Origin of the sequence: Rickettsia peacockii str. Rustic (genome assembly GCF_000021525.1) — a bacterium.
Classification (GTDB): domain Bacteria; phylum Pseudomonadota; class Alphaproteobacteria; order Rickettsiales; family Rickettsiaceae; genus Rickettsia; species Rickettsia rickettsii.
On the sequence record NC_012730.1, the window covers coordinates 1,178,193 to 1,190,000 of the forward strand.

Consider the following 11,808-nt stretch of genomic DNA (forward strand, 5'->3'; position numbering starts at 1 on the left):
ATTAAGAACTCAATAATTATATGATTTATTATTATGTCTGATATACCTAAACTAGACGACTATTATTATAGATTTTTACAAAGTATTTTACTTAAAACACTAGAACAAAATAAAGCTGCTGAAACGTATTTATTGCAGAAAGATTTTAATAGCGCTTTAAATGAGATAAAAAATGTAAATGAACAACTTGAAGAATATTCAAGCATTCTTTCTTTACTCAAAGTAATTAAAACCCATTTTAATGATAAAAAAATATATAATTAAGTACCGTTTAACTTAAATCCTTTTTTTATAATTAAAAATAATATAGAGTGGAAATAAAAAAAGGTATTGAATTATGGAATATGCATTATTAATTTTCAGTATTATAGCGATTTTAGTTATAATACAAATGGTTAAAGTTGTACCGCAACAACAAGCATGGGTAGTAGAAAAACTTGGAAAATTCGATAAGGTACTGCAGCCTGGCTTAAATTTACTCATCCCTGTTATTCAAAGAGTAGCATACAAACATACTTTAAAAGAAGAAGCAATAGACGTTACCGCTCAAACAGCTATTTCAAACGATAACGTAACATTATCTATAGACGGTGTTTTATATGTTAAGATCATTGATCCAATGGCAGCATCTTATGGTGTTAATAATCCTTACTATGCCATAACACAGCTTGCTCAAACTACTATGCGTTCGGAAATCGGTAAACTCCCTTTAGATAGAACTTTTGAAGAGCGCGAAACTTTAAACGTAGCAATTGTAGCAGCTATTAATCAGGCTGCTATAAATTGGGGCATACAATGTATGCGTTATGAAATTAAAGATATTCAACCTCCGCAAACTATACTTAAAGCTATGGAATTGCAGGTAGCGGCAGAGCGTCAAAAAAGAGCTCAAATTCTAGAGTCGGAAGGTAATAGACAAGCAAAAATTAACCATGCAGAAGGTGAAAAAGCACAAATCGTACTGAATTCAGAAGCTTCTTATACAGATCAAGTTAACAGGGCAAAAGGTGAAGCTGAAGCAATAGGCTTAGTCGCTACCGCTACGGCAAATAGTATTGAGATTGTCGCAACTGCCGTACAAAAAACGGGAGGAAGTGATGCAGTAGCTCTTAAAATAGCCGAGCAATATATTAGTGCGTTCGGTAATTTGGCTAAAGATACCAACACCGTAATTTTACCCGCAAATCTTTCAGAACCGAGTAGTTTTATAACCGAAGCATTAACTATATTTAACCAATTAAAAGCTTCTTCTTCGGGAACGAAAATAGATAAGTAGCAATTTATAACGATTTATTATTGTAATAATAATTAGTTTTATATATCATATCAGATTATTAATTAATAAAAGGTTATGAATATGTCAGTATTTGTCGGCAAAACTGCTCCGGATTTTACAGCTAAAGCTATTATGCCTAATAATAATATAGATGATAAGTTTAAACTTAGCAATTATGCTGCAGGGGATAATATAGTGTTATTTTTTTATCCCCTAGATTTTACTTTTGTTTGTCCATCGGAAATTATAGCATTTCACAATAAGCTTGGTGAATTTACCGAAAGACGTACTAAGGTAGTAGCTGTTAGTGTTGATTCTCATTTTAGCCATTTAGCTTGGAAAAATACTCCGCATAATAAAGGCGGGCTTGGACAAGTACAATTCCCAATGGTTTCCGATATCAAAAAGGATATTTCTTCAAAATATAATGTACTTAATGAAGACGGTGTTGCTTTGCGTGGAACTTTTTTAATTGATAAGGATTTCATAGTATGTCACATGCTAGTTAACGACTTACCTATCGGTCGTGATATTAATTATACATTAAAAGTAATCGATGCTTTAACTCATCATCAAAAGCACGGCGAAGTTTGTCCTGCCGGCTGGCATAAAGGTGAGGAAGCAATTACCCCATCACATGAAGGTATAGCACATTATTTAAGCTCACATGCAGAGAAGCTGTAATATATTACTACTGTGTTATTAAAGTGGAAAACTGTCCTACCGTGGCTTGTCTAGTGTTGTTGCATGGTTCGATGTCATATCCCGCGAAAGCGGGAATCCAGCAAAAAATAACCTTAACATTGATAAACAATTACATATTTAACAAAATAAACATATAAAAACACAAATTTTTATATGCTTGACTGGATTCCCGCCTAGGCAGGAATGACATACAGCACTAACGCAATATCAAATAACCCTAAATAATGTTGAAAGAATTATTTTCTGCTCCTAAAATATCTTATAATATTGATTGAAACAATTAATATTTTACGTCTTATTAGGAGTGAAATATCGGTCCTAAAACTTTCTTTAGTTTAATTAAATTATTTGGTGATGTAGCAACTGCCATAGATAACGTTCCGGATTTTTCATTGCGAGGCGGAAAGTCAAAACCAATTAAATTTTTCAGTAAAAGCAATGCTGAAAAAGAGTTAGAGCTTCTCGAAAAAGACAATGCTAAGATCATCACATATAAATCTCCGGAATATCAAAATTATTACTTGAAATTTATGATCCACTGCTAATATTAAGCTATAATAATATAGAGTTATTAAATCATACTATATAAATGCGTTGCAATAGTAGGTACAAAAACGCTGCTGCAAACGGAAGAAGCTTTGCGCATAAAATTGCAAATGATTTAGTAAAAGAAGGTTATATAACCGTTTCAGGGTTAGCACGAGGAATAGATAGCAGCGTACATCAAGCTGCAATTTCTCAAACTATCGGAGTTATTGCAGGCGGTATTGATCATATATATCCACCGGAAAATAAAAAACTATTTGAAAATTTAGCAGAAGAAGGTTTAATATTATGAGTTACCTATCGGCTTTACCCCACTTGGAAAACATTTTCCACAGCGTAACAGGATAATATCGGGACTAGCCTTAGGAGTAGTGGTAGTAGAAGCAAGCTTAAAATCCGGTTCATTAATAACTGCAAAATTTGCACTTGAACAAAATAGGGCAATATTTGCCGTTCCCGGCTTTCCTTTAGATCCAAAATGTCAAGGTACAAATAAATTGATTAGAGAGGGAGCATATTTAGTGGAATCAGTAGACGATATTGTAGCTAATTTACCGCAATATGAAGAATTTATGAAAAAAGATGATGTATTATTTAAGGATTTTGTTGAGCTAGGAACAGTAAATACGAGATATGTTAAAGAACCGTCACAAAAGGAGCGTACTGCTTGCTATATTGGAATTATTATCGGCAGTACCCATAATAGACTTGGAATATTTACAAAAAGAAATAGAATTACCGCTTCCTATCATATATACGGTAATATTAGAATTAGAACTCGCCGGGACAGTAATGCGTCACGCCGGTAATAAAATATCATTAGTGTATAATAAGTAGATGAAATTAGTAATAGTAGAATCGCCGGCAAAGGCAAAAACGATAAATAAATATTTAGGTGATGAGTTTAAGGTCATTGCATCATTCGGTCATATTAGAGATTTACCTTCTAAAAAAGGCTCGGTGTTACCTGATGAAAATTTTGCAATGAAATATGATATTTCCGATAAAACCGGTAAATATGTAGATGCCATAGTTAAAGATGCTAAAAAAGCTGATGCAGTATATCTTGCAACCGATCCTGATCGTGAGGGTGAATCTATCTCATGGCATGTTGCAGAGGTAATAAAAGAAAAGAATCAAGTTAAATCCGATGATTTTTTCAAAAGGGTAGCATTTAACGAAATCACTAAAAAAGCAATTATTCATGCCGTTGAAAACCCTAGGAAACTTGACACTAACTTAGTAAATGCCCAACAAGCAAGAAGAGCTTTAGACTATTTAGTCGGCTTTACCCTTTCACCTCTTTTATGGCGTAAGTTACCGGGATGTAAATCGGCAGGACGTGTGCAGTCCGTGGCTCTGCGATTAATATGTGAGCGAGAAGATGAAATAGAGCGTTTTAAGTCAGAAGAATATTGGGATATTAGCCTTAAAATGCAAAATAGTAATAACGAACTATTTACTGCTAAATTGACTCAAGTAAATGATCAGAAGTTAGAAAAATTCTCAATTATTAACGAAAAAAACGCCAAAGATTTAACCAAAAAATTAAAATCTCAAAAATTTCATGTTGATAAGATAGAAAAAAAACAACAAAAACGTCAACCACAACCTCCTTTTATTACTTCATCACTACAACAAGAAGCAGTAAGAAAATTAGGTTTTAGTGCTAAAAAGACTATGCAAATAGCACAAAAACTTTATGAGGGTGTTGATATAGGTAAGGAAACTATAGGGCTTATTACTTATATGAGAACCGACGGCGTTACATTATCAAATGATGCAATAGCAGATATACGTAAGTTAATCGATAAAAGTTACGGCGATAAATATTTACCGACTAGCCCTAGAATTTATAAATCCAAAGTAAAAAATGCTCAAGAAGCTCATGAAGCAATAAGACCCACAAATATTACTTATACTCCTGATAGCTTAAAAGAAAAGCTAGACAAGGATTATTATAAGCTTTATGAGTTGATTTGGAAAAGAACTATAGCCTGCCAAATGGAAAATGTTATAATGGATTTGGTAGTTGCAAATTTAGCTTCGGAAAATAAAGAATATTTGGCAAAAGCAAACGGATCGACTATAGCCTTTGACGGATTTTATAAGGTTTATCGTGAAAGTATGGACGACGAAGCTGAAGAAGAAAATAAAATGCTGCCGCCTTTAAAAGAACAAGAGCCGCTGAAAACTAAAGAAGTTATTCCAAATCAACATTTTACCGAACCGCCTCCAAGATATTCAGAAGCAAGTTTAGTGAAAAAACTTGAAGAGCTTGGAATCGGTCGTCCTTCGACCTATGCTAGTATTTTATCGGTTTTACAAGATCGAAAATATGTTGCTCTTGAGAAAAAACGATTTATACCTGAAGAGCTTGGACGTTTGGTAACGGTATTTTTAGTCGGTTTCTTCAAAAAATACGTTGAATATGATTTTACTGCAGGACTTGAAAACGAATTAGACGCAATAGCAGCCGGCACACTTGAATGGAAAGCTGCTTTAAATAATTTTTGGAGCGGTTTTAACCATAATATTGAATCAGTAAACGAGCAGAACATAACCGAGATTATTAGCTATGTACAAAAAGCCCTTGATTATCACCTGTTCGGTGAGAATAAAGAATCTAAAATTTGTCCTTCATGTCACACGGGCGAGCTTAGCTTAAAGCTTGGTAAGTTCGGAGCGTTTTTAGCATGTAGTAATTACCCTGAATGTACTTTTAGAAAATCTATTGTTAGCGGTAACGATAACAACGAGAATGAAGGCGAGCCTGCCGCTATGCCTAATGAGAATAAAGTTTTAGGTACGGATAAAGACGGAGTAGAAATATATCTGAAAAAAGGACCTTACGGACCTTATATTCAACTTGGCAAACAAGAAGGCAAAGTAAAGCCGAAACGTAGCCCCGTGCCTGCTAGCTTGAACCAAAATGATATTACACTTGATATAGCATTAAAGCTTCTAAGCTTACCGCTAAAAATAGGTATTCATAAAGATAGCGACGAGGAAATTATGATAGGATACGGTAAATTCGGTCCTTACATAAAATATATGGGTAAATTTATTTCGGTACAAAAAAAATATGATTTTCTAAATTTAAGCTTAGATGATGCGATGAAGCTAATTGAAGAGAATAAAGCGAAATTAGAGAAGAAACAGGCGTAAATGGTTTAGTGTCACCCCGTGACTTGATCACGGGGTCTCAGGACACAGGCTGTGATACAAGATCCCGTGGTCAAGCCACGGGATGACAATTAATAAAATTACTTATTTATGACAAAAGTTATAACACGATTTGCTCCGTCACCGACCGGTATGTTACATGTCGGGAATATCAGAGCAGCATTGCTTAACTGGCTATATGCAAAGAAACATAACGGACAGTTTATTTTAAGATTTGACGATACGGATTTAGAGCGTAGTAAACAGGAATATAAAGACGCTATCGAGGAAGATCTAAAATTTTTAAATATTAATTGGGATCAGACATTTAATCAATTAAGTCGTTTAAGTAGATATGATGCAATCAAAAATCTATTACTAGACAAAAAAAGATTATATGCCTGCTATGAGACTCCTGAAGAGCTAGAATTAAAGCGTAAATTTCAATTATCTAAAGGTTTACCACCGATTTATGATCGAGCTAGCTTAAATCTAACTGAAGAGCAAGCAAAGAAATATATAGAACAAGGAAGAAAACCGCATTATAGATTTTTGGTAAATCATGAACCGATTAGCTGGCATGATATGATCAAAGGCGAAGTTAAATATGACGGCAAGGCTTTAAGCGACCCAATAGTGATAAGAGCAGACGGTAGTATGACCTATATGTTATGCTCAGTTATTGATGATATTGATTATGATATTACTCATATTATTAGGGGTGAAGATCACGTTAGCAATACCGCCATTCAAATGCAAATGTTTGAGGCTTTAAATACTACTCCTCCGACTTTTGGGCATTTAAGTTTAATAATCAATAAAGATGAGAAAATTTCTAAAAGAGTTGGAGGGTTTGAGATCGCAACTCTTAGAAAAGAAATCGGAATCGAAGCTATGGCAATCGCTAGCTTTTTTAGTTTACTTGGTTCATCAGCACAAATCTTGCCTTATAAATCAATGGAGAAGCTAGCAAATCAATTTGAGATAAGTAGTTTCTCTAAAAGTCCAACTATCTATCAGCCGGAAGATTTAGAAAGATTAAATCATAAATTACTTATAAGTTTAGATTTTGATACAGTAAAAGAACGCCTTAAAGAAATAGATGCCGAGTATATTGATGAAAATTTTTGGTTATCGGTAAGCCCTAACTTGCAAAAATTACGTGATGTAAAAGATTGGTGGGAAATTTGCCATCAAACTCCGAATGTAGAAAATCTAAATTTAGATAAGGAATATTTAAAGCAAGCAGCAGAATTATTACCGAAAGGTGAAATCACTAAAGATAGCTGGAGCATTTGGACTAAAGAAATAACAAATATAACAGGCAGGAAAGGTAAGGAGTTATTTTTACCTCTTCGCCTTGCTTTAACCACCAGAGAATCAGGACCAGAAATCGCAAGCGTTTTACCTTTGATTGATAGAGAAGAGATAATAAAGCGTTTAACTAGTGCGTGACTCTCGATGTCATTCCCGCGAAAGCGGGGATCCAGTAAAAATAATCTTATTGGTACAAAAATTGTATATTTGGTAAAATAAACATATAAAAACAAGTTTTTATATGTTTTACTAGATTCCTGCTTTCGCGGGAATGACATAGAAACCATGCAACTCCTCGCAATGACAATTGAGTATGACAATATTTGTAGAAGACAAGATTTGATCTTACAGACACTATAAATTTTGCACCTGATTGTCAGTTACATTTTGACTGTCAGAGACGTATTCAAGATACAAGATTTCATTATTCTTTTCAACAGCTAATTTTCTACTATCCTTAAAAGTTTGCATGGGAGTTTTTCCATAACAATATTTTCCTGAATGTGGTCGCTCATTATTGAAATGCTCTAACCAAATATCAAGATCTAATTGTAAATCATCAAGATCTGTATAAATCTTTTTCCGCATAGCTGTATCAAAGAATTCTTGTTTCATGGTTTTATTAAAACGCTCACACATACCATTTGTTTGGGGAGAATATGCCTTAGTTGTAGTATGCTCTATACCTTCGATACTTAGAAACAACTCAAAAGCATGATGCTCTATATTCCCTTATATTCTGACCCACGATCTGTAAGAATACGAAGTATTGGTATCCCTTGGGTCTCGTACCATGGTAACACGCGGTCATTAAGCATATCAGCAGCAGTTAAAGCTGTTTTATCAGTATATAGTTTAGCATCAGCTACCCTAGTATAGCTATCAATAAATACCTGAGAATAAACCTTACCTATACCTTTGAAATTACCTACATAATACGTATCCTGACATCCTAGATAACCTGGATGCTGCGTCTCAGTTTCTCCATGAGCTTCTCTTTCATTACGACGCTCCTCTAGCACTTGTAATTGAGATTCAGTAAGAACAATACCATCCTGAGCCATCTTTGCTTCTAATGCTTTAAGCCTTTTACTGATATTGTTTAAATCATTACGTAACCAAATTGATCGCACTCCTCCAGGCGATACAAGTATACCGCTCTTCTTAAGCTCATTTGATACTCTTAGCTGACCATATGCTGGATATTCTATTGCCATATCCATTACTGCTTTCTCTATCGCTGGATCAACTCTATTCGCTATTATTGGCTTTCTTCGACTAATTTCATATAATGCCTCTTCGCCACCAGTTTCATACAGTGCTTTAAATCTGTAATAACTATCTCTACTATAGCCCATCGCTTTACATGCTGATGATATGCTACCAAGACTCTTAGCTAGTTCTAGTAACCCTATTTTTGGCTTTATTATTTTTTGATTTAAGTTCATTTTTCATCTCCATTTAATAATTAATTTATTTTACTAAATATAAGATATAATCTCAACTATTACAAAACTCCGGATCAGTATTGCCCAATATTGTTGTATCTGAATTACTATCCGTATTTTCTTCCATAAAATTTAAATTGAGTGCAATAGTATTATTTAAAAGAATTTCAGAAGTGATTCCTTAATTACTGATTGACCATTATTTATATTTTCTATTATACCTTTTGAAACAATATTTGACCCTAATGTACCCTCACTAGATATATTTAAAGTACTGCCTGATACTAGATTTAGTGTACCAACGATATTCAAAGACCTTCCTGCTTCTATAATTACGGTAGTATCAGAATTGAATGAGATATTACCAAGAATCACATTTGATGCTATAATAAGTTTAAGAGTATTCATATGCATAGAGTCTAAATGAATATCTAAACAATCTTCAACCTTTATTTCTTTTAAATAATTTTCTTATGCCTCTTTTGACATCTCAAGTAACTCATTTTTAGAAATAGTCATTTTTTCTGTTAATTTATATAAATTTCTATCTTTTAAGAGATCTAATAAAATTTTTACTAGGTAACAACTGCAATAGTTCCTTATAAGTTATGGTATCGGAACACCATTTGATTAACTTCCAATTTCAAAAAATAATTTTTTATTATTTTCTTCTGTTAGTGTTCTATAGAATTTTATCCGCTCATCATTTACAGTAAAATCATCAGCTCACTTTTTGAGCGTTTCTTCTCACCTATCTAATATTGCTAAATCAAAAAATCATTACTGTTATGTATTTGATCATTATTAAAAGTAAGGATTGTACTATTTCCTGCTATTAACTCACATCACTTATCTAACTCATGACCAACTACGTAATCAATATCTTTAAAACTAAGTTGCTTTTGTTTCAATAATTTTTAAATATTTTCATTAAGAAGATAAGTTGTTTTTGTTTGTATCGTTTATTGCTCCAAGTTCATTGATGCCTTTGTGCTGATCATCTTCATAATAATTACGAGCAATTTCAAATAATTTTGTTACTGCATTTGCACTAGCTATATCATTATAACTAACTAGCTAATGTATTTAATAATTCATGATTTGAAATAATAGCTTTCATTTCTTCTGCACTTAATATTTTCTCTTTCACTAAAAAATGATCTTCCATCTTTTCTATTGATGATTAGCTCTTACCGCTTGTACCCTTGCCCCTAATTGTTTATAACTATCTATACTTTCCTTATCTTGTTTTTTCTTATACACCTCTTCTATTGCTTTTCGCTCTAATTCATTACTCTTATTCTACTCCCAAGCCTTTTTTTCTTCATTTTCAGATTGATCGTTTTTAATACGCTCTATTTTGTATCTATTGCTACAATTTTCTCTTCTATAGATATACTTGATTTTTTATATATTTCTGCAAAAAATTCATAATTTTTATCTTTAATATATTTCCTAAATTCTGATTTTAATCTAAAGAATTCTTGCATGACTGCAGAATTTTTAATAATCTCAGGCAATTCCAAATTATTTAAATCACCTTGGATATATTGAAAATTTTCTTTTTGCTTTTCATAGTCAAATAAAAATTCTGCTTTTATATACTCTTCAATAGCATCAATAACACTTACTACAAAACTTGTCTTTTCTACTTCGAAATCTAATTCGCTCATATTTAAATCCTAATTATTATTAAATTGAAATTTAAGAAATGTTAACTGTTGGTAATATAGTCAATTCAATGAGATTTGCATAAAAGGCGCAAGGCACGAAACCTATAACTAATAGGAAAGCAACGAGTAATGATGTAGGTGAGTCCAAATCAATTGACTATAAAATACGGTCATTGATTTTTATGCAAAATTCTATCGAACTATTCTCAATAAAAACTTACAACCACTTCCGTTTCTTAAAATATTTATAGGTAATAATTGTAGATAATAGCATTAAGAATAAGGCTATAGGATAACCATACGGTGATTTAAGCTCAGGCATTACGGTAAAATTCATGCCGTAAATACTAGCTATTAAAGTGGGTGGGAGAAAAAATATAGTAACCAACGAAAAAATTTTAATAATATTATTTTGTTCAATTGCAATCATACCGAGTGCTGCGTCTAGGGTTCTTGCAATCTCGCTAGATATAAATTGTGAAAAATTAATTATTGAGTCTACGTCTCGAAGCAATGTATCTAATAGATCCTTAGATGCTTTATTGTGAGTTATTTGTGGAGATTTTAAAATATATTGAATAGCCATAGTTAAAGAAAATAAACACTCACGACTTTTAGAAAGTAAATCACCTTTTCGACCTATTTTCTTTAATACATTAGTATGATCTATACGCAAATCATTAATATTATTATCAAGTATTAAACGTCCATAATCATCAATATCCATACTAATCGACTGTACAACATTCGATAATCTTGTTACCATATTACGAAGTAACATAAATAAAATATTTTCTGCATTATGTTTGTTATTAAGCTGCTTAGCAAATTTATTTATACAGTCATTAAAGGGTATTAATTCTACGTAACGAACTGTTATAAGACAACATTTATGCAAAATAAATACTATAGAATGTGTTTCAGGAAATTCTTGCTCTTTATTAACGAGTTCCGTAATAGTTAGATATAACGCCTCATTTTCAACATATAACCTCTCAGAAATCTCAATTTGCGATATGTCCTTTAAAGTCGGTATTTCTATATTTAATGTATTTTTTACTATTACTTTTTCTTCATCTGTTATATTGAATAAATCAATCCATAATGTGGATTCATTAATAATATATTCTGCATTTTTTACTATAGAACTATTTTCCTTTAAATATGTAGTTATCATATAATCTCAAATATGTTTTTATAGAGATTAACAAACTTCACTCTTTAAAGCAACTGAAAGCTTTTATTCTCGTAGATGATTCCTATTATTAGACTTCTTGCATAACCTATCTTAGAAAGAGGGACTTGAAAGAAAGACGGAAGCACTTGCCACCGCAGCGTACACGCAAGTAACGTGAGGATGCAAGTACCGGATTGACGTACAAATCGCCTTTAGAAGGAGGTTATGCAAGAAGTCTATTTTCTAAATAACAAATAATATACAATATAAAACCATCCAAAAAATCCATGAATAATAGCCCATAATATTGATTTATTCACATTAAATGATATTACTATTGCAAGTATTGTTCCAAGAGCAATACCACCATATCCTAAGTAATTCATATATTTTATCCTTAATATTTTTGAGAGGATATATCCTATTTCAAAAAAACCTTATAATTTATAGCTAACAAGAGCAGAGAAGCCACAGACAAGAAACAACAGCAGTTATGAAATG

General features: G+C 32.3%; 12 protein-coding genes and 2 pseudogenes. 9 read left to right on the plus strand and 5 right to left on the minus strand.

Features of this window, described 5'->3' with window-relative positions; genetic code table 11:
* Positions 1-33: 33 nt before the first annotated feature.
* From RPR_RS07035 to gltX, 9 genes and pseudogenes are all read left to right on the plus strand, one after another.
* On the plus strand, positions 34-264 hold the full coding sequence (locus RPR_RS07035; protein ID WP_085065766.1) for a hypothetical protein: 231 nt from the start codon (positions 34-36) through the stop codon (positions 262-264).
* Positions 265-337: 73 nt separating this feature from the next.
* A complete protein-coding gene (locus RPR_RS07040; protein WP_004996064.1) occupies positions 338-1,276 on the plus strand; it encodes an SPFH domain-containing protein in 939 nt (312 codons plus the stop codon).
* A gap of 81 nt (positions 1,277-1,357) precedes the next feature.
* Positions 1,358-1,960, plus strand: coding sequence for a peroxiredoxin (locus tag RPR_RS07045; protein WP_012737027.1), 603 nt, complete (start codon positions 1,358-1,360; stop codon positions 1,958-1,960).
* 389 nt (positions 1,961-2,349) lie between these two features.
* The gene (locus RPR_RS09820; RefSeq protein ID WP_343230987.1) at positions 2,350-2,526 is read left to right on the plus strand and encodes a hypothetical protein; all 177 of its coding nucleotides are present in this window, start codon (positions 2,350-2,352) and stop codon (positions 2,524-2,526) included.
* A gap of 44 nt (positions 2,527-2,570) precedes the next feature.
* Positions 2,571-2,819, plus strand: a complete 249-nt coding sequence (locus RPR_RS09570) for a DNA-processing protein DprA (protein ID WP_032850158.1) — start codon at positions 2,571-2,573, stop codon at positions 2,817-2,819.
* Between the two features lie 55 nt (positions 2,820-2,874).
* Positions 2,875-2,994, plus strand: a pseudogene (locus RPR_RS09575) (DNA-processing protein DprA); the annotation flags it as partial.
* A gap of 166 nt (positions 2,995-3,160) precedes the next feature.
* Positions 3,161-3,364 (plus strand): hypothetical protein, encoded by a 204-nt coding sequence (locus RPR_RS09320; RefSeq protein ID WP_228368844.1) that lies wholly within the window; start codon positions 3,161-3,163, stop codon positions 3,362-3,364.
* Positions 3,365-5,695, plus strand: coding sequence for a type I DNA topoisomerase (topA, locus tag RPR_RS07065; protein WP_012737028.1), 2,331 nt, complete (start codon positions 3,365-3,367; stop codon positions 5,693-5,695). It abuts the gene before it with no gap.
* A gap of 108 nt (positions 5,696-5,803) precedes the next feature.
* Entirely contained in the window at positions 5,804-7,147 is a 1,344-nt protein-coding gene (gltX, locus tag RPR_RS07070) for a glutamate--tRNA ligase (protein ID WP_012737029.1), read from the plus strand.
* A 216-nt stretch (positions 7,148-7,363) separates the two neighbouring features.
* Here the strand turns inward: gltX and RPR_RS07075 are convergent.
* The 5 genes and pseudogenes from RPR_RS07075 to RPR_RS08725 all read right to left on the minus strand — a co-directional run bounded on the left by RPR_RS07075 (position 7,364) and on the right by RPR_RS08725 (position 11,693).
* A pseudogene (locus tag RPR_RS07075) lies at positions 7,364-8,457 on the minus strand (IS481-like element ISRpe1 family transposase).
* Positions 8,458-8,613: 156 nt separating this feature from the next.
* A complete protein-coding gene (locus RPR_RS07080) occupies positions 8,614-8,871 on the minus strand; it encodes a hypothetical protein (protein ID WP_012737084.1) in 258 nt (85 codons plus the stop codon).
* Positions 8,872-9,812: 941 nt separating this feature from the next.
* A complete protein-coding gene (locus RPR_RS07085) occupies positions 9,813-10,130 on the minus strand; it encodes a hypothetical protein (protein ID WP_085065768.1) in 318 nt (105 codons plus the stop codon).
* 217 nt (positions 10,131-10,347) lie between these two features.
* Positions 10,348-11,307: a magnesium transporter CorA family protein gene (locus tag RPR_RS07095; RefSeq protein ID WP_012737030.1), complete on the minus strand. Its 960-nt coding sequence runs from the start codon at positions 11,305-11,307 to the stop codon at positions 10,348-10,350.
* A gap of 236 nt (positions 11,308-11,543) precedes the next feature.
* On the minus strand, positions 11,544-11,693 hold the full coding sequence (locus RPR_RS08725) for a hypothetical protein (RefSeq protein ID WP_014273665.1): 150 nt from the start codon (positions 11,691-11,693) through the stop codon (positions 11,544-11,546).
* Positions 11,694-11,808: the final 115 nt, after the last annotated feature.

Coding starts and splice junctions, on each gene's coding strand:
- RPR_RS07035 (WP_085065766.1), top strand. CDS start 34: ATGTCTGATATACCTAAACTAGACGACTATTATTATAGATTTTTACAA.
- RPR_RS07040 (WP_004996064.1), top strand. CDS start 338: ATGGAATATGCATTATTAATTTTCAGTATTATAGCGATTTTAGTTATA.
- RPR_RS07045 (WP_012737027.1), top strand. CDS start 1,358: ATGTCAGTATTTGTCGGCAAAACTGCTCCGGATTTTACAGCTAAAGCT.
- RPR_RS09570 (WP_032850158.1), top strand. CDS start 2,571: ATGCGTTGCAATAGTAGGTACAAAAACGCTGCTGCAAACGGAAGAAGC.
- RPR_RS09320 (WP_228368844.1), top strand. CDS start 3,161: ATGTTAAAGAACCGTCACAAAAGGAGCGTACTGCTTGCTATATTGGAA.
- topA (WP_012737028.1), top strand. CDS start 3,365: ATGAAATTAGTAATAGTAGAATCGCCGGCAAAGGCAAAAACGATAAAT.
- gltX (WP_012737029.1), top strand. CDS start 5,804: ATGACAAAAGTTATAACACGATTTGCTCCGTCACCGACCGGTATGTTA.
- RPR_RS07080 (WP_012737084.1), bottom strand. CDS start 8,871: ATGCATATGAATACTCTTAAACTTATTATAGCATCAAATGTGATTCTT.
- RPR_RS07085 (WP_085065768.1), bottom strand. CDS start 10,130: ATGAGCGAATTAGATTTCGAAGTAGAAAAGACAAGTTTTGTAGTAAGT.
- RPR_RS07095 (WP_012737030.1), bottom strand. CDS start 11,307: ATGATAACTACATATTTAAAGGAAAATAGTTCTATAGTAAAAAATGCA.
- RPR_RS08725 (WP_014273665.1), bottom strand. CDS start 11,693: ATGAATTACTTAGGATATGGTGGTATTGCTCTTGGAACAATACTTGCA.